This is a genomic window from Fundicoccus culcitae (assembly GCF_024661895.1).
Lineage (GTDB): Bacteria > Bacillota > Bacilli > Lactobacillales > Aerococcaceae > Fundicoccus_A > Fundicoccus_A culcitae.
In genome coordinates, this window is sequence record NZ_CP102453.1 from 87761 (window position 1) to 112859 (window position 25099).

24 protein-coding genes are annotated in these 25099 nt (G+C 35.0%); 19 read left to right on the plus strand and 5 right to left on the minus strand.

Annotation, left to right across the window (positions count from 1 at the left end):
- Positions 1–10 precede the first annotated feature (10 nt).
- From dnaI to thrS, 3 genes are all read left to right on the plus strand, one after another.
- Positions 11–937 (plus strand): primosomal protein DnaI, encoded by a 927-nt coding sequence (gene dnaI, locus NRE15_RS00415; protein WP_313795016.1) that lies wholly within the window; start codon positions 11–13, stop codon positions 935–937.
- 18 nt (positions 938–955) lie between these two features.
- The gene (locus NRE15_RS00420; RefSeq protein ID WP_313793672.1) at positions 956–1162 is read left to right on the plus strand and encodes a hypothetical protein; all 207 of its coding nucleotides are present in this window, start codon (positions 956–958) and stop codon (positions 1160–1162) included.
- Between the two features lie 304 nt (positions 1163–1466).
- Positions 1467–3410 carry a threonine--tRNA ligase gene (thrS, locus tag NRE15_RS00425; RefSeq protein ID WP_313793673.1) on the plus strand — a complete coding sequence of 648 codons (1944 nt, stop codon included), beginning with the start codon at positions 1467–1469 and terminating at the stop codon, positions 3408–3410.
- A 99-nt stretch (positions 3411–3509) separates the two neighbouring features.
- Here thrS and NRE15_RS00430 read toward each other — a convergent pair whose 3' ends face one another.
- Positions 3510–4736, minus strand: coding sequence for a D-alanyl-D-alanine carboxypeptidase family protein (locus tag NRE15_RS00430; protein WP_313793674.1), 1227 nt, complete (start codon positions 4734–4736; stop codon positions 3510–3512).
- Between the two features lie 177 nt (positions 4737–4913).
- Between NRE15_RS00430 and NRE15_RS00435 the strand changes: the two genes are divergently transcribed.
- Complete coding sequence (locus tag NRE15_RS00435; RefSeq protein WP_313793675.1) at positions 4914–6116, plus strand: O-antigen ligase family protein; 1203 nt, start codon at positions 4914–4916, stop codon at positions 6114–6116.
- Positions 6117–6235: 119 nt separating this feature from the next.
- On the opposite strand, the gene NRE15_RS00440 is transcribed toward NRE15_RS00435, so the two are convergent.
- Positions 6236–7093 carry a VOC family protein gene (locus NRE15_RS00440; protein WP_313793676.1) on the minus strand — a complete coding sequence of 286 codons (858 nt, stop codon included), beginning with the start codon at positions 7091–7093 and terminating at the stop codon, positions 6236–6238.
- 394 nt (positions 7094–7487) lie between these two features.
- On the opposite strand from NRE15_RS00440, the gene infC reads away from it, so the two are divergent.
- The 7 genes from infC (at position 7488) to NRE15_RS00475 (ending at position 14169) form a co-directional block, all read left to right on the plus strand.
- Positions 7488–7988: a translation initiation factor IF-3 gene (infC, locus tag NRE15_RS00445; protein WP_313795017.1), complete on the plus strand. Its 501-nt coding sequence runs from the start codon at positions 7488–7490 to the stop codon at positions 7986–7988.
- Between the two features lie 28 nt (positions 7989–8016).
- Positions 8017–8214, plus strand: a complete 198-nt coding sequence (gene rpmI / locus NRE15_RS00450) for a 50S ribosomal protein L35 (protein WP_313793677.1) — start codon at positions 8017–8019, stop codon at positions 8212–8214.
- A 25-nt stretch (positions 8215–8239) separates the two neighbouring features.
- Positions 8240–8596 (plus strand): 50S ribosomal protein L20, encoded by a 357-nt coding sequence (gene rplT / locus NRE15_RS00455; protein WP_313793678.1) that lies wholly within the window; start codon positions 8240–8242, stop codon positions 8594–8596.
- A gap of 184 nt (positions 8597–8780) precedes the next feature.
- Positions 8781–10514, plus strand: coding sequence for an ABC transporter ATP-binding protein (locus NRE15_RS00460; RefSeq protein ID WP_313793679.1), 1734 nt, complete (start codon positions 8781–8783; stop codon positions 10512–10514).
- Positions 10515–10524: 10 nt separating this feature from the next.
- Entirely contained in the window at positions 10525–12291 is a 1767-nt protein-coding gene (locus tag NRE15_RS00465; RefSeq protein ID WP_313793680.1) for an ABC transporter ATP-binding protein, read from the plus strand.
- A 160-nt stretch (positions 12292–12451) separates the two neighbouring features.
- Positions 12452–13270, plus strand: a complete 819-nt coding sequence (locus tag NRE15_RS00470) for a prephenate dehydratase (protein ID WP_313793681.1) — start codon at positions 12452–12454, stop codon at positions 13268–13270.
- A gap of 23 nt (positions 13271–13293) precedes the next feature.
- On the plus strand, positions 13294–14169 hold the full coding sequence (locus NRE15_RS00475; protein ID WP_313793682.1) for a prephenate dehydrogenase: 876 nt from the start codon (positions 13294–13296) through the stop codon (positions 14167–14169).
- 80 nt (positions 14170–14249) lie between these two features.
- Here NRE15_RS00475 and NRE15_RS00480 read toward each other — a convergent pair whose 3' ends face one another.
- Both NRE15_RS00480 and NRE15_RS00485 read right to left on the minus strand, forming a co-directional pair.
- Positions 14250–14918, minus strand: coding sequence for a DsbA family protein (locus NRE15_RS00480; protein ID WP_313793683.1), 669 nt, complete (start codon positions 14916–14918; stop codon positions 14250–14252).
- A 79-nt stretch (positions 14919–14997) separates the two neighbouring features.
- Positions 14998–15591, minus strand: a complete 594-nt coding sequence (locus tag NRE15_RS00485) for a CYTH domain-containing protein (protein WP_313793684.1) — start codon at positions 15589–15591, stop codon at positions 14998–15000.
- A 206-nt stretch (positions 15592–15797) separates the two neighbouring features.
- On the opposite strand from NRE15_RS00485, the gene NRE15_RS00490 reads away from it, so the two are divergent.
- From NRE15_RS00490 to mgtE, 5 genes are all read left to right on the plus strand, one after another.
- Positions 15798–16424 carry a GTP pyrophosphokinase gene (locus tag NRE15_RS00490; protein WP_313793685.1) on the plus strand — a complete coding sequence of 209 codons (627 nt, stop codon included), beginning with the start codon at positions 15798–15800 and terminating at the stop codon, positions 16422–16424.
- Between the two features lie 83 nt (positions 16425–16507).
- A complete protein-coding gene (locus NRE15_RS00495; RefSeq protein ID WP_313795018.1) occupies positions 16508–17308 on the plus strand; it encodes an NAD kinase in 801 nt (266 codons plus the stop codon).
- 10 nt (positions 17309–17318) lie between these two features.
- Positions 17319–17924 (plus strand): thioredoxin family protein, encoded by a 606-nt coding sequence (locus NRE15_RS00500; protein ID WP_313793686.1) that lies wholly within the window; start codon positions 17319–17321, stop codon positions 17922–17924.
- A gap of 21 nt (positions 17925–17945) precedes the next feature.
- Positions 17946–18857: an RluA family pseudouridine synthase gene (locus tag NRE15_RS00505; RefSeq protein WP_313793687.1), complete on the plus strand. Its 912-nt coding sequence runs from the start codon at positions 17946–17948 to the stop codon at positions 18855–18857.
- Positions 18858–18902: 45 nt separating this feature from the next.
- Positions 18903–20270, plus strand: a complete 1368-nt coding sequence (gene mgtE, locus NRE15_RS00510) for a magnesium transporter (RefSeq protein ID WP_313793688.1) — start codon at positions 18903–18905, stop codon at positions 20268–20270.
- Positions 20271–20374: 104 nt separating this feature from the next.
- Here mgtE and NRE15_RS00515 read toward each other — a convergent pair whose 3' ends face one another.
- Positions 20375–20818 carry a GNAT family N-acetyltransferase gene (locus NRE15_RS00515; protein WP_313793689.1) on the minus strand — a complete coding sequence of 148 codons (444 nt, stop codon included), beginning with the start codon at positions 20816–20818 and terminating at the stop codon, positions 20375–20377.
- A 349-nt stretch (positions 20819–21167) separates the two neighbouring features.
- Between NRE15_RS00515 and NRE15_RS00520 the strand changes: the two genes are divergently transcribed.
- From NRE15_RS00520 to NRE15_RS00530, 3 genes are all read left to right on the plus strand, one after another.
- Complete coding sequence (locus NRE15_RS00520) at positions 21168–22538, plus strand: FAD-dependent oxidoreductase (protein WP_313793690.1); 1371 nt, start codon at positions 21168–21170, stop codon at positions 22536–22538.
- A gap of 170 nt (positions 22539–22708) precedes the next feature.
- Positions 22709–23401, plus strand: a complete 693-nt coding sequence (locus NRE15_RS00525) for a DivIVA domain-containing protein (RefSeq protein WP_313793691.1) — start codon at positions 22709–22711, stop codon at positions 23399–23401.
- A 94-nt stretch (positions 23402–23495) separates the two neighbouring features.
- Positions 23496–25070: a peptide chain release factor 3 gene (locus tag NRE15_RS00530; RefSeq protein ID WP_313793692.1), complete on the plus strand. Its 1575-nt coding sequence runs from the start codon at positions 23496–23498 to the stop codon at positions 25068–25070.
- Positions 25071–25099 lie beyond the last annotated feature (29 nt).

Below are 25099 nucleotides of genomic sequence, written 5' to 3' on the forward strand. Positions count from 1 at the left end.
ATTGCAATCAATGAACGAGATTATTGAGAAAATGATTAAAGCAAATCCTCGCTATCAAGAAAGTTTAAATCAAACAATCAGAAAAACCTTGAACTATGAACCGATTCAAGCCTTCGTAATGGCAAATAAGGATCAAATATCGGAAGAGATGATCAGTAAAAGCTTATCGAAATTAAATGAATTTAAATTAGAATCAGAAGCTCTAAATCGGGGTGAACAAGGACAAAATCCTGGGTTTAGACCACAATTATTTATTAACGAGGGTTATATTGATGTTACTTATGTTCCAACACAGGATTATTATGAGCAACAAAACAACCGCAGAAAAGCCAGCTTACTCGATAATCGCATGATGTCACGTGACGTCCGTAATGCCAGTTTAGCGGATTTTGATACAGAAAATTCACCGAGTAGACAAATCTTGCTAGAGGCGGTGATGAACTTTATTGATGTCTATTTTACTAATCCTAAACAAGCCCAAGGATTATTTATAGTTGGTCCCTTTGGTGTCGGAAAGACATTTCTTTTAGGAGCATTAGCAAACTATTTGGTCAGTCGGAATGTCGCAGTAACGATGATTCACTATCCTACATTCGCCAGTGATATTAAAGCTTCCATTAGTAATAATACGACCCATGAAATACTCCAACGAGTAAAAAGTGTGGATGTTTTAATGATTGATGATATTGGTGCAGAATCTAATTCTGTGTGGTTGAGGGATGAAGTGCTGAGTGTGATTTTGGAATATCGTATGAAAGAGTCTCTAGCGACCTTTTTTACCTCAAATGGATCCATTAGTAATTTGGAATCCCATCTAACACAATCCAGAGAAAGTATTGAACCTTTGAAAGCTAAACGTCTCATGGAACGAATTAATTTTTTAGCGAAAGAATATACTTTAAGTGGCGAAAATCGGCGACAGTTTAGTCGTAATTAGTAATGTAAGGAGTAAATTATGAATCACTACAATTCTGATGAAGAAAAAAAAGCTCAGCGCATGTTAATTGTCAATATTTCAATTAGTTTAATTATTCAGTTAGCTATTTTGCTTGTGTATTATTTTGGCGAAAAACAAACTTTGCTGACTTTCCCGATGCTTTTAGGACTATTAATTACGGTTAATGCGCTTGTTCAAAGCGTGCAAGCTTATCGTCGTCATTAATCATAAATATTAGCCTTGATTTAGAAGTAAAAGAATGATATAACTTAATTATCAAATTTGAAGACACCTATATTTTGTCGATAGTTAAAGCGAGAGACGGTCTGGTGCAACGTCTTACTACACGAAATATTTGACCACTTCATCTTATTTTACTGGAAAGTTGTTTTAACAGTAAACGTTCTGGCTCGTTACGCCAACATAAAGTGTGTAATTCAATTACATTAAATTTGGGTGGAACCGCGAAAAATCGCCCCATTGTTATTTTAACAATGGGACGATTTTTTTATTTATAGGAGGCAATTATATGGAAAAAATTAACTTAACCTTTCCTGACGGATCAATCAGGGCGTTTGATAAAGGCACAACAACCTTTCAAGTGGCTGAATCGATTAGTAAGTCTCTCGCCAAACAAGCGTTAGCAGGGAAATTGAATCAGGAATTAATTGATTTGCATCGAGCAATCGAAGACGATGGTAGTATAGAAATAATTACCGAAAAAAGTGAAGAAGCGCTACAAATCTTACGTCATTCGACCGCTCATTTAATGGCACACGCCTTAACACGCTTATATCCTGGCATTCATTTCGGGGTTGGTCCAGCGATTGATACAGGTTTCTATTATGATACGGATATGGAGCATCAAATTCAAGAAGATGCCTTGCCAATCATTGAAAAAGAAATGAAGAAAATTATTGCTCAAAATTATCCCATTGAAAGACGCGAGGTTAGTCGTGAAGAAGCTTTAGCTATTTTTGCTAATGATCCCTATAAAGTTGAATTAATTAATGATTTACCTGAATCTGAAGTCATAACCGTTTATCAACAAGAAGAGTTTGTTGACTTATGTCGTGGTGTGCATGTGCCATCTACAGGTAAAATAAAAGTGTTTAAATTGTTATCTTTAGCTGGTGCTTATTGGCGAGGTAATTCTGATAATAAAATGATGCAAAGAATTTATGGAACGGCCTTTTTTAATCAAGCTGATTTAGATGAATTTTTGCGTCTACGTGAGGAAGCCCGTGAAAGAGACCATCGTAAATTAGGTAAAGAATTAGGTTTATTCACTATTTCTCAAGAAGTTGGTTCTGGTTTACCGATTTGGTTACCAAAAGGGGCTACTATTCGACGGGTCATTGAGCGTTATATTGTTGATAAAGAAATTGAATTAGGCTATAACCATGTATATACACCGATTATGGCAAAGGCCGATTTATATAAAACATCTGGTCACTGGGATCATTATCATGAAGATATGTTTCCTCCAATGGACATGGGGGATGGGGAAATGTTAGTTTTACGCCCAATGAACTGTCCGCATCATATGATGATCTATAAAGATGATATTCATTCCTACCGTGAGTTACCTATTCGGATTGCAGAATTAGGTATGATGCACCGTTATGAAAAATCAGGTGCTTTATCTGGTTTACAACGGGTGCGTGAAATGACCTTAAATGATGCGCATATTTTTGTTCGACCTGATCAAATTAAAGAAGAATTGCGTCGGGTTTTGGATTTAGTCTTAGCGGTGTATGAAGACTTTAACATTACTGACTATCGTTTCCGCTTAAGTTTACGCGATCCAAACAACACGGATAAGTATTTTGATGATGATGAAATGTGGGAAAAAGCACAATCGATGTTAAAAGAAGGTCTCGATGAAATGGGACTTGAATATTTTGAAGCTGAAGGCGAAGCTGCCTTTTATGGTCCTAAATTAGATGTTCAATTTAAAACGGCCATTGGTTTAGAAGAAACCATGTCAACCGTTCAATTGGATTTCTTGTTGCCAGAACGCTTTGACTTAACCTATGTAGGTGAAGATGGCGAAAACAGTCATCGTCCGGTCGTCATCCACCGTGGGGTCGTTTCAACCATGGAGCGCTTCGTGGCTTATTTAATCGAAGAGTATAAAGGTGCTTTTCCAACCTGGTTAGCTCCTGTTCAAGTTATGCTATTACCTGTTAACCTTGATGCCCATCAAGATAAAGTTGAAGCCATTTATCAAACATTGCGCGCAAAAGGCTATCGTGTTGAAATAGATTTAAGAAATGAAAAGTTAGGCTACAAAATCCGTTCAGCACAAACGAGTAAAATTCCTTATCAAATTGTTGTAGGGGATGAAGAATTGACTAACGATACAGTCAATGTTCGTAAATATGGATCACAAGAATCAGTATCTTATGCTTTAGATGATTTTGTTAGCTTAATCCAAGCGGATGTTGATGCCAAAAGCCGTCAATTATAATAAATATCCCTAGAACGGATATAGCCTAAAAAACTAGATTGTAAAAAAAACCCGTAAGCTTCTCAATTTATAAATGAGAAGTTTACGGTTTTTAATACTTTACTGGAAGAAATTGAAGATGCTGCGCATGAAATTAGTAATTGGGTTATCACGACGATTTTCTAATTCAACACTTTCTTCCACTTGGCTAGCTTGAGACTCTTCTTCTTCTAGAGAGGCTAATTCAGCTTCACGTTCTGCACGAGTCAAGCGCATATTTGTAGGCAAATCTTCATTTTGATACATATCGGGGTAATCTAATAAGCCGTCCAGCAAGATTTCAATTTCCCAATAGGATGATACTTGTAAGCCATCTGCGCGGTCAAACAAACCCATTGAGACAACAATTAAATCGCGATCATTTTCATTGATTGTAGCGACAAAAGTCCGTCCTGCAGCATCTGTTAAACCTGATTTAAGACCTGTTGTTCCTGAACGGCCATAGGCCATCCCTGGTAATAACAAGTTACTCGTTGTAAAGACCGATTCATAATCTGTCCCTTCCATGAAAACATATTCAACCGTAGAAGAGACATCTAGTATTTGGGGGAATTCCTCAACAATATATTGGGCAACTAAAGCCACATCAGCGGCAGATAATCTATTTTCACTATTTTCGTTAGATCCTGGCATCCACCATTCTTCGGGAATGTACATATTGGGTACGCCTGAAGTCGTGTAAAATTCAAAATCGACTAGACCCCAATCGAGTAATTGCTCACGGATTTTCTGAACAGCCGTTTGTTCATCGCCAAATAATTCCCACATCATCGTTGATGTGGCATCGTTACCCGATAGCATCATGATTCCGTAAATTAAATCTTCAACACTATATTCAACTCCAGCATGCAAGCCAACAGCAGAGAGTTCAGGATTGAATGATAAGTAATCTTCTATGTCTTGCGGAACGGTAACCATCGTATCTAATGAAATTGTACCGGCTTCTATTTCTTTATAAATAAGGTAGACAGCTAATATTTTAGACATTGAAGCAATTGGATAGGGTACAAAAGCTTGTTCTTCTGCAAGAATTCTATTTGTTTCTACATCCACAACTACATAAGAACGAGCATCCATGTTAGCTGCATACCAATCGAGTAATTCTTGGGGGTAGTTATCAGGTAATTCTGCATTTGGGTACTCTTCTATATCTTCTGCATCTCGTTCTAAACTAGGTGTTTTAGTAATTTCTTCGACTTGCGCCAAAGCGGTAAGTGGAGTTGAAAGAAAAACTAAAGCGGATAAGAGTAGAAAAAGATACTTAAAGAATGTTGATTTTGTTGTCAAGAGAAACGCCTCCTATTATTCATTACCTTACTATTATATACAAGAAGTGGCAACTTTCAAATAAATGTTTAAAAATAAAAAAATCTTTAAATATATTAGTAATAAGTAATTTATATAACAATCAGCTGCTTTTGAATGTATAATAAGACCATCATGTGTTTTTGAATGGAGAATTTTATGACAAAACGACTTAAACGTAACTGGCATTCAAACATGACTCAGAACACGTTAAATATGACATTTATCATAACTACCATAGCCATCCTTTTACCTTTTTATATTGGAGCGGTTGTTATGTTGATACACTTTGTTTACCTAGTATGGATAAATCGTAAGAGCTTAATTAATCAAATAAGGAATTTAGGATGGATTGGGTTCTTCATTTTGTATGCGGCGATTGTTTCGCTAGCCAATCGGAATTATATTGGCTTAGCTATTTCCTTGCTATTATTTTTATTTGCGATTTATTTTAGTAGTTATTTAGAACTTTTTTCAGCAAAATTATATGTTCAACTTTTAAAAACAATTAGCATCGGTAGTTTGTTTGTTGGATTATACAATATTATTAATTATATTAAGTATGTGAGTGAAAATAATTATTCACTTCTATACATCCTTCAAACATCTAACCCGCAATTTAGAGCAGAGGCAACTTTTTTTAATGCGAATTATTATGGTTTGTTTTGTATTTTCGCTTTATTAATTTGTATCTATTTATGGAATTATACGCATAGTAGGAAATTACGTTTTATTTATGGGTTAACCATCATAATCAATTTTATAAGTATAATAATGACTGCATCACGCATGTTACTACCCACCGTCGTAATTGCAACGTTTGTTTTAGTGGTATTTATTAATAAAAGACTGGCATTAACCTTTTTAGGCATAGGTATTTTAGGTGTGGTGGTAATCATTTTAAATCCATCCTTATTTCCTCGTTTCGAATCATTGGCCTATGGATTTGAAGATCGTTTAGGTTTGTGGAATACCGGTTGGAATATCTTTTTGACGCGTCCCTTAACTGGTAGAGGACCGTTAGCCTATGTAAACTTTTATTACTTATTCATTAACGAAACGGATATTCATTCGCACCAATTGCTGATTGATAGTTTAGCCAATTATGGTCTCTTTGGGATTTTTATATTATTTAATGCGTTGATTCCATACTTTAGAAAATTGATAGAGGCAATAAAGGAACCTTCAATACGCTTAGAAGTTGGATTGATCTTAGCTTTTATTGTAGCGGTTGTTGTGCATGGACTGGTTGATGTATCGATTTTTTGGTTGCAAACGGGTTTTGTATTTTTAGTGGTTTGTTTATGTCCTACCGATAAAATGGAAGAAATCCATCTTTATCAATTAGAGAATCTAGCTTAGATCCAGTAAAAAACAAAAAGAGCACACGCTTATAGTAGTTCCTTTTTCATAATATAAGCGTGTGTTCGTTTTTGGAAAGTTCTATAGGATTGTTATTTAGTCTCAAATAAAAAGCCAAATTATTTTTGAATGAGGATATTTGTTAAGCCGGAATTATCTTTAAAGCTTAGATGCTTGTCATTGATGCTATAATAGATGTCTTGTGCGGCTAATTGTTCTGTAATATAAGCAATGTCTTCTGCAGAGGCCGTCCACACTAAAGCTCTTAAACCTTGTTGATTTTCTTCAGGAGCAGGTAAGTTTTTCCCTTGCCATATATTAGCGCCTAAATGATGATGGTAATCGCCACTAGCCATAAAGATGGCTTGATTGCCATAAGGATATTTAAAACCTAAACCTAAAGTGGTCAAGTAGAATTGCAAGGTTTCAGCCGTATCACCAACGTGTAAATGAATATGGCCCATCGTTGTCCCGTTAGGGATACCTTCAAAATGCTGGCTGGCATTTGCTAAAACATCATCAGCATCCATAGCTTCAGTAATACCAGCGATAAAGCCATCTTCACGGATATCCCATTCCGATTTGTCATTATCGGCATAAATTTCAATCCCGTTTCCTTCAGGATCGGTTAAATAAAGAGCGTTACTATAGCCATGATTTGATGCACCATCTAGATTAACTTGCTTTTTCACTAAGTGTAATAGTATAGTTCCTAAATCAGCTTTGGTAGGTAATAATAAAGCCATGTGATAAAGACCAGTCGTACGTTTAGTTTTCTTAATTGTGGTCGGGAATATTTCAACAAGGACGGTTTGATCAGGTGTTCCTAAAGCGTAATAGCCATCTTTATGATCAATTAAACTTAAACCAATCATCTCTTGATAAAATTGTGCTAAAGTAGTACTATCTATGGCATTTAATTGAATACCTGACGTGACTATCGATGTTTTTGATTGTGTTAATGGATTAGGTGTCATATATAAGTCTCCTTTTTATTCAAATGAACATTATAATGATATCCAAATCATGCATTCCTGTCAATCATTTTTTACAAAATTATCATGGCTTTAATTCATCAACAGCTCTAAAAGTGTAACTAATAGAAAATGAATACACACCTTATTTGAGTTTTACTTGCAGTTTATATTTATTTGTGGTATTATATAAAAGTTGAGAAAACAAGTAGAAACAAGTCGTTTCTCGCCACTTGTTAGGCAAGTAGGCAAATAAAGAAGATAAGCAAGTTAAGTAACTTGTTTGTTTCTTTGTGACTAAACGACTAGTTTTATAAACTAGTCGTTTTTTTATACAACTAATCTACGAAAACTCTCAAACATTATATGGAGGTGGAAAGTTATCGTTAAAGAGCTTATTATTAACGAGGACATTCGTGCAAAAGAATTACGTCTAATTGGTGATAACGGAGAACAAATTGGCGTAAAATCACTTGAAGATGCATTAACACTTGCTGAATCATTTGGGTTAGATCTAGTACTTGTTTCACCACAAGCCAAACCACCAGTTGCAAGAATTATGGACTATGGTAAATATCGTTTTGAAATGCAAAAGAAAGAAAAAGAACAACGTAAAAATCAGAAAATCGTTTCTGTTAAAGAAGTACGTTTAAGTCCTTCCATTGAAGAACATGATTATCAAACAAAATTACGTCAAGCAATCAAATTCTTAGAAAATGGCGACAAAGTTAAAGCGAGCATTCGTTTTCGCGGTCGGGCTATAACGCATAAAGAATTAGGTCGTGAAGTACTTGAAGATTTTATTGCAGATACAAAAGATTACTCAGTGGTTGAATCTCATCCAAAAATGGAAGGTCGTAGTATGTTTATCATACTAGCCCCATTGAAAAGTGAGTAACATACTTAATTTTTAGGAGGAATTGTCAATGCCAAAACAAAAAACACACCGCGGTTTAGCTAAACGCGTTAAGAAAACAGGATCAGGTAAGTTAAAACGTGCTAGAGCATTTACTAGCCACCGTTTTCACGGCAAAACGAAAAAACAACGTCGTCAATTGCGTAAAGCAAGCTTAGTTTCTGCTGGTGATTACAAACGCATTAAACAACAAATTTCATCATTATAAGATACAATACGAGGAGGATTAAATTATGGCACGTGTTAAAGGTGGATACGTTACACGCCAACGTCGTAAACGTACATTAAAATTAGCAAAAGGGTACTACGGAGCAAAATCAAAACTTTATAAAACAGCTAAGCAACAAGTGATGAAATCATATACTTATGCTTACCGTGATCGTCGTCAAACGAAACGTAATTTCCGTCGTTTATGGATTACACGTATCAATGCAGCGGCAAGAATGAATGGTTTAAGCTATTCTGTATTAATGAATGGTTTAAATAAAGCTGGAATTGAAATTAATCGTAAAATGTTAGCTGATTTAGCTGTTAATGATGAAGTAGCGTTTAGCGCACTCGTTGAACAAGCAAAAGAAGCATTAGCATAATTTATTACATGTAACGTAGTTTTATATTGAGTCTATTTTCCGAAATAGATCTAACTATAAAACTACGCTCTTTTTTTTTGAATTTTTTTGATTTTCACTATGATATTCATACAAATTGACTTTTTACTATGAAAATTGGTATCGTTGTAGAGTATTTATACATTATTCTAAGGAGGCTTACAAAATGGTATATATTTGGCGCTATATCAAAAAATATCCTAAACTTTTAACCATGGATGTCATCGGTGGTTTTTTCTTCGTGCTAGTAAACTTGGGATTACCGACTGTTTTTGCCTTAATGATTGACCGGGCAATTATTCCTGGGGATGTCGATGCACTTTATTTCTGGAGTGTCATCATGCTAGTTGTCATTATCGCTGGCTTACTTGGAAGACTTGTATTGTCTTATGCTTCAAGTAAATTAACCACGCGAATGATTCGTGATATGCGAAATGATTTATATAAGAAAACACAACTGTTTTCGCATCAAGAATATGAGAAAATTGGTGTCTCTTCTTTGGTTACACGCATCACTAATGACGCATTTGTATTAATGCAATTTGCCGAAATGATGTTAAGAATGGGTGTAAATACGCCGCTAATGTTCATCGGTAGTGTCGTCATGATTATTATTACAAGTCCGTCATTGGCTTGGTTTATGATTGCCGCCTTACCGCTTTTAACGATGGCTATTTATGTCATTGCTAAGAAATCGAAACCATTATCTGAAAAACAGCAGGAATCACTCGATAAGTTAAATCAGTATGCACGTGAAAACTTAACCGGTTTACGTGTGATTCGAGCCTTTGCGCGCGAATCTTATCAGGAAGAGAAATTTACTCAAGAAACAAATACATACATGGAAACATCAAGTAAACTCTTCAAATTAATGGGGACCGCCATGCCTATCTTTACCCATATTTTAATTTGGATGAGTGTGTTGATTATTTGGTTTTCTTTAGGGGAAATTGAAGTTGGTTCATTAGCTGTAGGTAACTTGGTGGCTTTTATTGAATATGTCTTTCATGCCTTATATTCATTTATGATGTTTGCTAACTTATTTATGATGTATCCAAGAATGGCTGTTTCGGCTAAACGACTGCAAGAGATAGATGAGATGCCAATTTCAATCGATCCCAATCTGGATGGTATCACGCAAAGCCAAACACGAGGTTATTTAGAATTTAAGAATGTTACCTTTGCTTATCCAGGTGAAACAGAGAACCCAGTCTTACATAATATTAGTTTTAAATCTAAACCGGGTGAAATCATTGCATTTATAGGAAGTACAGGCAGTGGGAAATCGACTTTAGTTCAATTAATTCCGCGCTTTTTCGATGTGACATTGGGAAGTATTTTAGTTGATGGCGTTGATGTTCGTGACTACAATATTAAGGCTCTTCGGAAGAAAATTGGCTTTATTCCCCAAAAGGCTTTACTTTTTACAGGAACGATTGGCGAAAATTTACGTTATGGTAAATATCATGCCACTGAAAAAGAAATTGAACGTGCTACCGATGTGGCACAAGCAAAAGACTTTGTCCATAAAACACAAGAAAAATATCATGCCTTTTTAGCTGAAGGTGGTAGTAATTTATCAGGTGGACAAAAACAACGCTTATCTATTGCTAGAGCCCTAGTTAGAACACCTGATATTTATGTATTTGATGATAGTTTTTCTGCATTGGATTATCGAACGGATGCAGAATTACGACGTCGTTTAAAGGAAGTCACGCAGGAATCGACGACGGTTATTGTCGCCCAAAGAGTTAGTTCAATTATGAATGCCGACCAAATAATCGTTTTAAATGAAGGTGAAATTGTTGGACGAGGCACACATGATGAATTAATGAAAAGCAATGATATTTATAGAGATATTGCTGAATCACAACTTAAAAATGTGTCGTTAGAAGGTTAGGAGGCTAAGCATGAATTCAAATAATGGACTTATTAGTAAAGTTTGGCATTACATGAAACCATACCAAATGCCATTGTACATTTCAATCTTTTTAACACTCGTTCAGGTAATCACCAGTGTTGTCGAACCTTTTGTTTTAGGGCTTGTGATTACTGAATTAACCAATAATGTCATTGCAATAGCCCAAGGTGTTCCAGGGGCTGGGATTAATTATTCATATATTTTTAATATTTTAGTTATTTATCTTATCCGTGGTTGGGCTAATCAACTATCGACATATGGGGCTAATTATTATATTACCGAAGCTGTGCAACAAATGATAAGGGATTTAAGAGTTGATATTATTCGTAAAATTAATCGGTTGCCAATTGCTTATTTTGATCGGAATCAATTTGGAAATATCTTAAGTCGTATTACCAGTGATGTTGAGTCGGTTTCTAATGCTTTACAACAAGGGCTTTTGCAAATCGTTTATGCTATTCTTTCAATCATTTTTGTTACTGCTATGATGCTGTATCTGAATTGGCAATTAGCCCTTATTGTTATTATCAGTATGCCTGTATCGTATTATGTCGCTAGATTTATTGTCAACAAGTCCCAAAAACATTTTAAAGCACAGGCTGATGTTTTAGGTAAATTAAATGGTTTTGTTCAAGAAAATTTTACAGGTTTTAATATTATTAAGTTATATAATCGTGAAGAAAAGTCGGAAGAAGAATTTGAGTCCATAACGGATCAATTAGCCGATGTTGGTTTTAAAGCTTCTTTCTTATCATCTATGATGATGCCGATTGTCAGTGTTGTGTCACATTTAGCTTATTTAGCTGTGGCTTTGTTTGGTGGTATGTTAGTTATCGCTGGGCGTTTAACGATTGGTAATTTACAAGCATTTACGCAATATGTATGGCAAGTTAACCAGCCAATTCAAACCATTACACAATTATCCGGACCTTTACAGAGTGCACGTGCAGCCATCGATCGTATTTTTGAAATACTAGATTATCCTGAAGAAGATAATGAGTATGTTACTCATCTTGAAAAAGATTTAAGTGGTCAAGTTTCATTTAATAATGTTTCATTTCAATACACTGAAGATAAGCCTTTAATTAAAAACTTCACGGTTGATGTACAACCGGGAGAAATGGTAGCCATCGTTGGGCCAACAGGTGCCGGGAAAACGACTATTATTAATTTGCTGATGCGCTTTTATGATGTCGTAGAAGGGTCGATTAAGGTCGACGGGATAGATATTCGTGACTTACCCCGTCAAGAGTATCGTAGTCAATTTGGGATGGTCTTACAAGATGCCTGGCTATATGAAGGGGAGATTAAGGAAAATCTTCGCTTTGGTAACTTGAATGCGACGGATGAAGAGGTGGTTGAAGCAGCCAAAGCCGCAAATGTGGATCATTTTATCCGGACCTTACCTGGAGGCTATAATATGCGTATTAATCAAGAATCAAGTAACATATCGTTGGGACAAAAACAACTGTTAACCATTGCTAGAGCTTTATTAGCTGATCCTAAAATACTGATTCTTGATGAAGCCACGAGTTCTGTCGATACGCGACTTGAAATATTAATTCAAAAAGCCATGAATAGACTGATGCAAGGGCGTACCAGTTTTGTCATTGCACACCGCTTGTCAACGATTCGCGAAGCAGATAAAATATTGGTGATGAATGAGGGTCAAATTATCGAACAAGGAACTCATGAATCACTATTAGCAGATAAAGGTTTTTATTACGATCTGTATCAATCGCAATTTTCAAACTAATTCACAATTAAATATCACTGATTTAGAATATTCTCAGAAAGCTGTTTAAAACTTAACTGAGAATATTCTTTTTCTTTTATCAGATATAGTTGTTAATTTTTATGGATTAGCTTATGATAAATAGCATATGTAAAATGATCTTGATAGGAAGAGTGGAAATATGAGAATAGGTTATCAAGGCGTTCCAGGTGCTTATAGTGAAATGGCTTTACAAAAATATTTTTCAGAAATAGCAAGTAATCAAATAGAAGCCATAGAATATGATAAATTTTCAACCTTAATTCAAGCGGTAGCGAATAAAGCCTTAGATTATGCGGTAGTACCAATTGAAAATTCTACGACGGGTTTGATTTCTAGAACGATGGATTTATTTAGGTATCAACCGATAACTGCTGTTGGAGAATTGTTGCAACCCGTTCAACATGTATTATGGGGTATTAAGGGTAGTCAAGTCGAACAACTTAAGGTAGTCTACTCCCATCCAGAAGCCTTAGCTCAAAGCCAAAACTTTTTTGAGCAACATCCTTTTATTAGTAGTCAAGCATTTGAAGACACCGCAAAAGCAGCACAGTGGGTTGCTCAACAAAATGACCCAACGATAGCAGCCTTGGCAAGTCAAAGAGCTGGCGAATTATATGACTTAATCCCTTTAAAAGAAGCTATCCAAACCGAACAAACGAATACGACCCGTTTTTTTATTATTCGACACCAAGAATTTGCTAATCAAGATGGTAATCGCTTAATTGCTTATTTTGAAACACGTCATCAACCAGGTGCTCTATTAAAGATTTTACAAACTTTTGACTTATTCAATTGTAATTTGGAAGGTTTAAATGCTCGTCCCATACCAGGTCAACCGTTTAGTTATGGTTTTTTCATAGAAGTGAATATTGAACATGCAAAAGCTTCATTATCGCTTTTGAAAGAAGTATTAAACCAAGCAGCTGAATATGTCCAATTAATAGGTCGATTTGATTAGATCAACGAGAAGAAGGGATAACGATGAATATTGGAATTATTGGATTAGGTGTTGTGGGAGGATCGTTTGCTAAAGCAATCCGTGCACACTTAAATCCTTCACATAAGATTATGGCAATTGATATTGATGAAAAGACGATTGAACAAGCTTTGTCAGAAGGAATCATTGATTATGGTGAAACAACTAATCAAACTATTTTACAGCAAGCCGATTTAGTCATTATTGCTTTATATCCGGCGGCTTTGATAAATTTTATGCAAACTAACAATCATTTATTTAAAAAGGGTGCTATCGTAACCGAAACAACCGGTATAAAAACAGACATGATTAAAGCACTAAAAGATTTAATTCCCGATACGATTGATTTTATTTTTGGGCATCCTATGGCTGGACGCGAAAATAGGGGACTCGATTATGCCTCAGCTGAAGTTTTTCAAGGCTCAAACTATTTAATTACGCCAACCGAAAATAACCAACAAGAAACAATCAATTGGTATGCGTCATTTGTGGAAGCTATTGGATTTAAAAGAGTAACCTTTGTAACGGCTGATCAACACGATGAAATGATTGCTTATACAAGTCAATTGGCACACATCATTGCGGTTTCCCTAATAAATAGTGATTTAGAAAATCGTAATACAGCCTTATTTATCGGTGATAGTTATCGTGACTTAACTCGGATTGCAAAATTAAATGAAGATTTATGGACTGAATTATTTTTAGCTAACAAAGAAGAATTACTTAAAGCGATCAATCGTTTTGAAATCAAAGTCCAAGATATGAAAGAAGCGATTACTAACGATGATCGTCTGAAAATGAAGGGGTATTTTGTTGAATCGACTCAACGACGGTTGAAGCTAGAACATGAAGATAGTAAATTCACACAAGATTCAATGTAAATATCCGCTTATAAAAAACTAAACATGTCAACCTTATCTCCGCTATCGGCAAATAATAAAGATGACATGTTTTTGTTGTTTTATAATAATCGGATGTGTTTTTTCTTTCGATTATGTGAACTTTCTACTTCTTCAGCGACTATTTCATCTAATTGTGAAATCACAGCTTCTCTCGTTATTAAATCATCTTCAATCATATAACCGATATTGGATGAGATAGGTTCAAAAATGACTAATGAAGGTGTTTTTTGAACATTCATACTTGTGGCAATTTTTTGATCATTAATATACAATTCACGAACATAATCCGAATTAATATCTTCCATAAAAACATCAACATCAAGGCCAACTTCTTTGGCTATTTGCTTGATAAAGTCTTCATTGTATCGATCAATTTGATTATCGATACGTTGTTGCATTTTCATTAAAAACAAACGACCTTTTCTTTTGCCTTGCATGCTAGCGGCTTTAGCAGCTAATGAGGCATGATAGACAATGCGATAAATATGATTTCTCGTATTTAAATCAGTTAAATCCAAATTTAATTGCTTGATATAATCGGTGACGATTCTTTGCTTATGGAAGCACACAATATGTAAGTCTACTTTTGATGAAATCATCTCAATCGTGGCATTGACTTCTTGTTCACTAAAATAAGATTTTCGACCTAATGGATTTACAAATAAGTAGAATTCGAACATTTTAGGTTGTCCATTTGTCCGATAATCTATTTGATAGTTCGTTAACACGTGTAACTTCCCTCCTTTTCCTATCTTTTATATACATTATTTTATCAAAATTGATGTTAAATTGCGACTAACATGATTATCAATTTGACTCAGAAACTTTTTGGGCGTATTGGGATACACGTGCAATTTTCTTTGCTGCTGCTACATAGGGAATGTCTAGTTTATTTAATAATATTTTTATTTGCTTTTGACCATTCTCAAGATTATCGGTTTCTAACTCTAATTCGTAATCTGTTTGATCAAAATAAGTTGTTTGATCGATCGCGAAAAGTCCATATTCAACGGGCTGATTCCATCTATAAGTAGTCATTTCATAGGTAGGTTTTAAACGGTTGATGTCGATAGACATTTCCTCTAAAAACGCACATATTTCTAAACCAATGAATTCAGGCGTAAGGGTAGTAGGCGCCTCTTGGACAGATGCAATCATTTTAGTAATTTCAAGGGATGTTAAATTGGCTTGTGTTTGTTTCAGGGTCCATTCACTAGAATCTTTGAATACTCGCAGTCTTAAAGCCGTTTGCAGTTGTTTCAAGGAGGCATCCTTAGTATCATAATAAGTGTTAGTTTGTTTAAGAGGATTAATGTCATTAAATTGAAAATGATTAATTAATTTTTGAAAATTTTCGTGACTGAGCATTATTTTAATTTCTTTTTCAATTGATCTACTCATTACCTTCATCCTTTCACAGTAAAAGCTATAGTACCAATTACTTAGTGATATAGCAAGTAATTCACTCATCTAATGGATTTATTACTCTACTTGCGTAAAATTTCTTCAGTTTATGCTAAAATAAGAAAAGTAAGATTAAACACTAAATGAGCTATATTATTAATAAATATTTTGTATTAACCATAATTAGAAAGGAATCGATGGTGATGATCGAAGATAATTTTATTGATGATTGGACGAGCTTTTTAGCACCCTATGAACAAGCCGTTGCAGAATTAAAGCTAAAACTTAAGATGATGCGTGATGAGTTCCAAACCAAGCATCGACATACACCCATAGAATTTGTCACTGGACGTGTTAAAACACCGGCTAGTATTCTTGAAAAAATGGAAGTGCGTAATATTAAACCTGAAGATTTTTTGATTGGTGTCCAGGATATCGCAGGTATACGCATTATGTGTCAATTTGTGGAGGATATTTATGAAGTAGCTGAATTGTTAAAAAGACGGCAAGATTTTAAAGTTTTATTGATTCGAGACTATATTAAACACCATAAACCTAGTGGCTATCGCTCCTATCATATGGTCTTAGAATATCCAGTCCATCGTTTGACTGGCGTTGAAACGGTCATTGTGGAAGTTCAAATTAGAACGTTAGCGATGAATTTTTGGGCTACAATTGAACATTCATTAAATTACAAATATAGTGGAGTTTATCCAGAAGAAATCCTTTGGCGATTACAAAGAGCTTCTGAAGCAGCGTTTCAATTAGATGAAGAAATGTCTGAGATACGTGATGAAATACGTGAAGCGATTCAATATTTTGAAAATTAGGATTTTATTTATAAGGAGTGATCGGATTGTCTAAAAACGTACTAATCTTTTCCAATGATAAACCTGAATCGCAAGACATAAAAATGCGTTTAGTTAAGCATTTAAAAAATGCTGGGGGGCTCATTCATGAAAAAGATATAGCACCAGACATTATTGTGTCTATTGGCGGTGATGGTACGCTATTATCAACTTTCCATAAGTACATTGAGTTTGTTGATAGAGCCCGCTTTATTGGGATACATACGGGGCATCTTGGTTTTTATGCGGATTGGCAAGGGTATGAAGTGCAAGAATTAGCGCAAGCAATATTGGAATCAGATGGAGAATCGATTAGTTATCCACTATTAAATATTGAGATAGACTTAATTGATGGGACTCATTACAATCAACTGGCTCTCAACGAATTTTCCATTCGTGCAATTAGTGGGACGATGGTCAGTGAGATTTATATCAAAGATCACTTTTTCGAAACTTTTCGAGGCGATGGTATTTGTGTCGCAACACCAACAGGTTCAACCGGCTTAAATAAATCCTTAGGGGGTGCCGTTATCCATCCTCGTTTAGATGCTATTCAATTGACTGAAATTGCATCCATCAATAATCGCGTTTTCCGATCATTAGGTTCACCCATGATTATCCCGCGGGATGAATGGTTTGAGTTACGTCCCCATGTTCACTCGGATCATAAAGAGATGATTGTTAGTATCGATAATATGACGTATTCAGATAAAATAATTAGTTGCGTCAAATTGAGTGTTGCTCAGGAGCGAATTCATTTCGCTAGATTTAAACATACCCATTTTTGGGATCGGGTAAAACATTCCTTCATTGGGATTAATGACAATGATTCAATGGATAAAAATCCAAATAATTATTTAAAATAAGGAGCTATGCATGAAATTAGTAAAATCATTAGGGATAATATTTATCAGTGCTCTAGTCCTAACAGCTTGTGGTAATAACAGTGAAGAACAAGGTCTAATCGATACTATTCAAGAAACGGTAAGTTCAACTTCGCGACTAGATGCTAGTATAACCATTGACGAGTCAGCTGCCTTTCTCTCCATGGAAGCTTCAGAAAAAGAAAGTGTCTATGAATCATTAGATGCGATTATTATGGATACCGAAATGATTCATAATATAGCCGATTATTCCATGATAAGTGAAATTGAATCAGAAGCAGCCTATTTAGACTTTATTTCAACGACCGATGAATCACCCAAAGTTATTTATTTGGGGTTTAATGAGTGTCCGTATTGTGTTGTATTTACGCCCAAAATAAATCAATTAGCCGAAGAAATCGATGTGCCAATCTACTTTTATAATACACAAACGAGACAAAATGATGATAATTTTGTAGATGCCATGTCAAATTATAATGTTTCTACGGTACCTCATGCATTTATCGTTGATAAAGGGAAACCCATTCAGTTCATTAATCATAAAAGCAGTATGGAAGCAATTGAAGCCTTTTTTCAATATGCTAAATCGTTACAATAAATAACATAAAGGATATTATCTGTGGAATTTATTTTTAATTATCAATTTAAGCAATCTATGTTAGTCAAACAATATTTGCAACGTTTAGAACTTCCAAGAAGTTTTATTTCAAATATTAAGCAAACGGGCTCTATTTTATTAAATGGTCAACCGGTTACTGTCCGTAAGGTAATTAATTATGGGGATGAATTGGTGTTGTTACAAGCTCCAGAAAGAGGACACGATACGGTTATCCCGTCTTTTATTCCGTTAGATATTGTCTACGAGGATCGGGATATTTTAGTGATTAATAAAGCAGCACAAACAGTGTCTATTCCTTCAATTCAAAATCCAAATACTTCAGTGGCCAATCGAGTCAAGGGGTATTATCTTAAACAGTCTTACGATGATCAGGTGATTCATATTGTAACGCGTTTAGATCGTGATACGACGGGTTTAATGTTAATTGCTAAACATCGTTTAGCCCACGCACTCCTTGATCGACAAATACGTGATAAACAAATCGCTAAATATTATTACGCTATTTCGTCCAAAGCTAATTGGGACAAACATGGAGTGATTAACGCACCGATTGCTCGTGATTCGCAATCACTGATTACACGTAAAGTGGATGAATCAGGCAAAGAAGCGTTAACCGAATTTCACTTAGTGCAATCTTTTAGTGATAGTGCCTTATTAAAATTACAATTACATACTGGCAGGACGCATCAAATTAGAGTCCATTTGGCCTATAGTGGGGGACCTCTAATTGGTGATGACTTATATGGGGGACCTTTGACGGAGGTTTTATCTCGGCAAGCATTGCATTGTGGTGAATTAATATTTGAGCAACCATTTACTAAACAAACGATTCATTTGACAAGTTCCTTGCCGTTAGATATGCAGCAATGGATTTCAACTAGAAACGCTGAAAATGCTAGTAAATTAACTTAGTTTCTATTATAATAATGAGGCAATCCATCGTTAAGGAGGGTTAAAATGGAGATTTTTCACCGCTCATTTGAAGAAAATCAAGAAGTTTTAAAACAGCATTTACAGAATAACCGAATGACACGATTTCGCACAGAGTATTTAGCCTTACATTATTATGACCAAGCGAAATTATTTGAAGTCTTTGATGAAGATGAACGTGCAAAATTATATCAATATCTGTCTCCTTCAGAATTAGCTAATATTTTTGACCAGTTAGAATCACAAGATGAACACATTGAATCGTATTTTGATGAGATGTCTAATCCGTATGCAGCTGCTGTTTTAGGTGAAATGTATGCTGATAATGCGGTTGACGTTTTAAACAACATAAAAGACCGTGAAAAAGTCAATATATACATGCACTTAATGAAGTCTGATAGTGCTCGTGAAATAAGCCAATTGATTAATTATTTGGATGATACAGCTGGATCTATAATGACGACTGAATTTATTTCAGTCGAAGCCAATTATACTTTAAAAGAAGCCTATCAACATTTAAAAAGTGAAGCGATTCAAGCCGAGACCATCTATTATGTTTATGTTGTCGATTCTGAAAAACGCTTAGTTGGGGTTATTTCATTAAGGGATTTAATTATTAATGATGATAATAAACTGGTTAGTGATGTGATGAATACCCGTATCATTTCAGTCCAAGTGAATGATAATCAAGAAGAAGTAGCTAAAATGGTACAAGATTATGATTTATTAGCTTTACCTGTCGTCGGCTTTGACCGTGAGTTATTGGGAATTATTACCGTTGATGATATTTTAGACGTTATGCAAGAAGAAGCCGACAGTGATTATTCGGGGTTAGCGGCTGTTAATGTTAGCCAAGAGCATGAAACGCCGTTATCGGCATCAAAAAGTCGTTTACCTTGGCTAATAACCTTGTTGTTTCTTGGAATGGGGACATCATCTTTAATTAGTCAGTATGAAAGTTTAATTGAATCAGCCAGTGTTTTATCCGCTTTTGTGACGCTTATAACCGGGACGGCGGGTAATGCAGGGACTCAATCCTTAGCGGTGGCTGTTAGGAAAATTACCAATAAAACGGAAGATGACGACTTTTTTAAATCCTTAGTTTTTGAACTTTTAACAGGCATTATTACAGGTGTTATTGTTGGCGTAACGATTGCCATTGTTGCTGGCATTTGGCAACAGAATTTTCCTTTAGGGATTGTCATCGGGATTTCAATGGCAGCTGCGATTATTGTGGCAAATTTAGCTGGTGCACTGATTCCCAAAATTATGACACGTTTAGGATTTGATCCAGCTGTAGCAAGTGGGCCGTTTATATCAACCCTAAGTGACCTTACCTCAGTCTTTATCTATTTTTCAATCGCCTCGACTTTTATCGATTTGATTATAAAATAAATAGGGATGTATATATAATCAAACCATGTTTAAAAATCCGAACGTCAAGTTAAGTGAATACAACTTGACGTTCGGATTTTTGTGAGCGATTTTTAGTTTTATAACTAGCTGATATCTAATCTTTTTTGCATATCATGGTGTGGAATACGTGCATCCAAATACCCTTGGGGATTACTAATCACGTAACCTGATTTTTCATAAAAAGGGATGACATGGTCTTGAGATGATAAAACTAACGCGGCAACCTGTTTCTCTTTAGCCCATCTTTCTATTTCAGCTAACATTTGTTGGCCAATCGATAAGCCTCGTTTGCTTGAATCAACGCATACTCTTTGAATCTTTAATTGTGTGTCAGATAAAAAAGATACTCGAGCTGTTGCCACGGCTTCATCATCTAGGTAACAAACAATATGCCAACATTGACTATCGTAGCCATCGATTTCTTCAGCTTCCGTCACATTTTGTTCTTTTATAAAAACTTTTTCACGTAAAGCATGAGCGTCCTTAATAATTGGTCCCTCATCCCCAAATTGCCATTTTATTTTCATTAATAAAGCTCCTCTAACAATAATATTATTCAATAGTTGACTAATTATAGCATATGTTTGAGTAATGGTTAAAACAAAAGTAACCTGATTCTTTGTGAAATAAAACGCACTAAAATGATAAGTGAATTCTATAACAAATAACCTATAAAAATATATTATATTAAACAGTAAATAATAATAAAATACTATTTAACATTTAATATAAATCTCGTTGGAATGTTGATATTTCAATAATTGAATAGGATTGTAGCAACTAGAATATTTAATAAAAAAATAAATAAATTTCCTTTTCATTTTTAAATTTGTATGCTAATATATGAGCGAAGTAAGAATTTAGGAGGCTGCACAAATGAAAGTTGTAGTAATTGGTTGTACTCACGCAGGAACATCTGCTGTAAAAACGATTTTAAATGAAAATCCTGACGCTAATGTTGTCGTATATGAGAGAAATGATAATATCTCATTCTTATCATGTGGTATTGCTCTATATGTTGGAGGAACCGTTAAAGACCCTCAAGGGCTATTTTACTCAAATCCGGAAGAGTTGGCTGAATTAGGTGCTGAAGTCCATATGGAACATGATGTGACTAAAGTAGATGTTGAAAACAAAAAAGTTTATGTAACAAATCTACAAGATCAATCAACTTTCGAAGAATCTTATGATAAATTAGTTCTAACTACAGGTTCATGGCCAATCATTCCTCCACTTGGTGGACTTGACTTAGACAATGTTTTATTATGTAAAAACTATAATCAAGCTAAAGAAATCTTCACACGCCAACATGATGCTGAAAAAGTTGTTATTATTGGTGGGGGATATATCGGTATTGAATTAGTTGAGGCATTCGCAGAACAAGGTAAACAAGTAACTTTAATTGATGGTTTAGATCGTATTTTAAATAAATACCTTGACCCAGAATTTACAGATGTTTTAGAAGATGATTTGCGTTCAAAAGGTATTAAAGTAGAATTAAATCAAATGTGTCAACGCTTTGAAGGTGAAAATGGTAAAGTAACGAAAGTGGTTACTTCTGGTGGCGAATATGAAGCTGATATGGTTATTTTATGTGTTGGTTTCCGTCCAAATACGGAACTTGTAAAAGGTCAAGTTGATATGTTACCAAATGGCGCGATTCTAATTGATGATTATATGAAAACTTCAGCACCTGATGTATTTGCAGCTGGTGATAGCTGTGCCGTAAATTATAATCCAAATGGTGGACATGCCTATATTCCTTTAGCAACAAACGCTGTTAGAATGGGAACCCTTGTTGGTAAAAACATTAATGGTGATAAAGTACGTTATCGTGGTACGCAATCGACATCTGGATTATATTTATTTGGATGGAATATCGGTTCAACCGGCGTTAACGATGCAAGTGCTAAAGTAATGGGACTTGAAACACGTTCAGTTTATGTGGAAGATTTTTATCGTCCTGAATTTATGCCTGAAAATGAAAAAATCTATATGAAACTAGTTTATGAAGTAGGAACTAACCGCATTGTCGGTGGACAAATCATGTCTAAATACGATGCAACTGCTTCTGCTAATACATTATCATTAGCGATTCAAAACAAAATGACCATTGAAGATTTAGCTTATGTTGATTTCTTCTTCCAACCTGTATTTGATCGTCCTTGGAACTACTTAAATATTCTTGCTCAAGCTGCTGTTGAACAAGAAAGAAAAATTAGTTTACAAGAAACAGCCAATGTCTAATTATTAACAAATTAGCGAGTGTTCATTTATAAAGCCAAGCACATCTAATAAAAAGGTGTGCTTGGTTTTTTTATTCAATAAAAATAATGCAAGTAGGTAAAATTTTTGTTAAAATAGATGAACGAGTATTATAGTGAGTATTTAGTAAGGATAGAATAGAAGGGTGAATTATGAATCAATCGCAGAATTTGAGCATAAGTTTGTTTGGTTATAATCGTCAACAAGTCGATTTACTTGTACAACAACAAAAAGACCGATTAGCTCGTTTAGAATCACAGCAAGAAGAAAATCAGCAACGCATTACCGACCTAGAGTCTCAGTTAGCCTATTATCAAGAAATAGAAAAGGATTTAACGGATGGCGTTCTTGATGCACGTAAAGCAGGAAATAAGATTGTGGCAGAATCAAATGATGCTGCTGAAAATTTAATTAACCAAACGAATCAACAAGTTTCACAATATAAAGAAGATGTTGCTCACTATAGTAGACAATTAACAGCCAGTGGGACATCCTTAAAACATCAATTAAATGAAATGAAAATGGAAATGGAAAATATTCTGCGACAATATCAAACAATGATTGAAGCAACGGATTTTGATCGATTATTTCCTGAAGAAAAAATGGAACAATTCAGTTCGCAAATTGATGAATATATGAACGATGATTTAACTTCGAATCGAAGTGGGTCAAGATTAAAATGGCAAGACAGCAGCAATATGACGGATGAAGAGAAAAAAGAATTAGAACGCTTAATTCATGAAGTTATTGCTAATGAAAGCAAACCGGGGTCTTCTACAGAAGAAACTACGGAAAATGTAAAGACAGATAAACTTGTCCGTTTAGTTAGTAATAAAATGAATTAATAAAAAACGAACAATCTGGTAAATTTTTACCAATTATTGTTCGCTTTTTTGAGTGCAAAGTTATAAGAAAATATTAAATAAGGTGATAGAAAGAATGAATGATGATTTAAACCAAAAAGTCAAAAAGCGACGCACGTTTGCCATAATATCGCACCCTGATGCCGGTAAAACAACCATAACTGAACAACTCTTATTGTTTTCAGGTGCAATTCGTGAGGCAGGGACTGTAAAAGCTAAAGGGAAAAAATCGAATAAATTTGCAAAATCGGATTGGATGGAAATCGAAAAACAAAGAGGTATTTCTGTAACAAGTTCTGTTATGCAAGTTGATTATGATGGCTTTCAAGTCAATATTTTAGATACTCCTGGGCATGAGGATTTCTCAGAAGATACCTATCGTACTCTTATGGCTGTTGATGCTGCGGTAATGGTTATTGATAGCGGTAAAGGGATTGAACCACAAACGAAGAAATTATTTGAAGTTTGTAGTATGCGGGGCATACCTATTTTTACATTTATGAATAAGCTAGATCGCGATGGACGCGAGCCTTTAGAGTTAGTGGCTGAATTAGAAGAAGTGCTTGGAATAGATGCCTTTCCAATGAATTGGCCGATGGGTATGGGGAAAAATCTTTTAGGTTTATATGATTTATATAACCAACGGGTTGAATTAAAAAATGATGATTCCGAAGTCTATCTTCCTCTTGATGATAATGGTGAAGTTGAAGGAGACTATGACTTTAAGCAATCAAGTATCTATACGCAGGCTTTAGAAGATGCGCAATTATTGCATGAAGCAGGTAATCCGTTTGATCGTGATCTCATCAATCGGGGTAAATTAACGCCAGTCTTTTTTGGTTCAGCTTTGACAGGTTTTGGAGTACAAACATTTTTCGATGCGTTTGTTGATTTAGCGCCTTCTCCAAGTGAAACAGAGACAGAAGATGAACAAGTTATTCAACCTGATGACGCTCAATTTACAGGTTTCATTTTCAAAATCCAAGCTAATATGAATCCAGCTCACCGTGATCGTATTGCTTTCATTCGTATTTGTTCGGGTGAATTTGAAAAAGGAATGATGGTAACTTTAAATCGGACGCAAAAAGATATCCGCTTAGCTCACACGACGCAATTTATGGCGGATGCAAGGGAAGAAGTTGAGACGGCGGTTGCCGGTGATATTATTGGTTTATATGATACTGGGAATTTTCAAATAGGTGATACAATCTATTCGGGTAAGAAAAGTGTCCAATTTAAACCATTACCTCAATTTACACCTGAATTATTTATGCGGGTATCGCCAAAAAATGTTATGAAACAAAAATCGTTCCATAAAGGAATTGAACAATTGGTGCAAGAAGGTGCGATTCAACTTTATAAAACCTATCATACCGAAGAATATATAATTGGGGCTGTTGGTCAACTTCAATTTGAAGTTTTCCAATATCGATTATTGCATGAATATAATGCGGAAGTAATCATGACACCCTTAGGGCATAAAATAGCGCGCTGGATTGACCCAGACGATTTGAATCCTAATATGTCTTCTAATCGTAATTTGTTGGCCAAAGATCGCTTTGGGAACCCTGTTTTTCTATTTGAAAATACCTTTGCTGAAAATTGGTTCAAAGATAAATATCCCGATATAGAGCTGAAATCATTATTGTAATAGGGCGTCAATAATAGGATTTTAAAGTG

What these genes read in the sequence shown, in the direction of transcription:
- dnaI (WP_313795016.1), top strand. Translation starts at nt 11, where the DNA reads ATGAACGAGATTATTGAGAAAATGATTAAAGCAAATCCTCGCTATCAA.
- NRE15_RS00420 (WP_313793672.1), top strand. Translation starts at nt 956, where the DNA reads ATGAATCACTACAATTCTGATGAAGAAAAAAAAGCTCAGCGCATGTTA.
- thrS (WP_313793673.1), top strand. Translation starts at nt 1,467, where the DNA reads ATGGAAAAAATTAACTTAACCTTTCCTGACGGATCAATCAGGGCGTTT.
- NRE15_RS00435 (WP_313793675.1), top strand. Translation starts at nt 4,914, where the DNA reads ATGACAAAACGACTTAAACGTAACTGGCATTCAAACATGACTCAGAAC.
- NRE15_RS00440 (WP_313793676.1), bottom strand. Translation starts at nt 7,093, where the DNA reads ATGACACCTAATCCATTAACACAATCAAAAACATCGATAGTCACGTCA.
- rpmI (WP_313793677.1), top strand. Translation starts at nt 8,017, where the DNA reads ATGCCAAAACAAAAAACACACCGCGGTTTAGCTAAACGCGTTAAGAAA.
- rplT (WP_313793678.1), top strand. Translation starts at nt 8,240, where the DNA reads ATGGCACGTGTTAAAGGTGGATACGTTACACGCCAACGTCGTAAACGT.
- NRE15_RS00460 (WP_313793679.1), top strand. Translation starts at nt 8,781, where the DNA reads ATGGTATATATTTGGCGCTATATCAAAAAATATCCTAAACTTTTAACC.
- NRE15_RS00465 (WP_313793680.1), top strand. Translation starts at nt 10,525, where the DNA reads ATGAATTCAAATAATGGACTTATTAGTAAAGTTTGGCATTACATGAAA.
- NRE15_RS00470 (WP_313793681.1), top strand. Translation starts at nt 12,452, where the DNA reads ATGAGAATAGGTTATCAAGGCGTTCCAGGTGCTTATAGTGAAATGGCT.
- NRE15_RS00475 (WP_313793682.1), top strand. Translation starts at nt 13,294, where the DNA reads ATGAATATTGGAATTATTGGATTAGGTGTTGTGGGAGGATCGTTTGCT.
- NRE15_RS00485 (WP_313793684.1), bottom strand. Translation starts at nt 15,591, where the DNA reads ATGAGTAGATCAATTGAAAAAGAAATTAAAATAATGCTCAGTCACGAA.
- NRE15_RS00490 (WP_313793685.1), top strand. Translation starts at nt 15,798, where the DNA reads ATGATCGAAGATAATTTTATTGATGATTGGACGAGCTTTTTAGCACCC.
- NRE15_RS00495 (WP_313795018.1), top strand. Translation starts at nt 16,508, where the DNA reads ATGCGTTTAGTTAAGCATTTAAAAAATGCTGGGGGGCTCATTCATGAA.
- NRE15_RS00500 (WP_313793686.1), top strand. Translation starts at nt 17,319, where the DNA reads ATGAAATTAGTAAAATCATTAGGGATAATATTTATCAGTGCTCTAGTC.
- mgtE (WP_313793688.1), top strand. Translation starts at nt 18,903, where the DNA reads ATGGAGATTTTTCACCGCTCATTTGAAGAAAATCAAGAAGTTTTAAAA.
- NRE15_RS00515 (WP_313793689.1), bottom strand. Translation starts at nt 20,818, where the DNA reads ATGAAAATAAAATGGCAATTTGGGGATGAGGGACCAATTATTAAGGAC.
- NRE15_RS00520 (WP_313793690.1), top strand. Translation starts at nt 21,168, where the DNA reads ATGAAAGTTGTAGTAATTGGTTGTACTCACGCAGGAACATCTGCTGTA.
- NRE15_RS00525 (WP_313793691.1), top strand. Translation starts at nt 22,709, where the DNA reads ATGAATCAATCGCAGAATTTGAGCATAAGTTTGTTTGGTTATAATCGT.
- NRE15_RS00530 (WP_313793692.1), top strand. Translation starts at nt 23,496, where the DNA reads ATGAATGATGATTTAAACCAAAAAGTCAAAAAGCGACGCACGTTTGCC.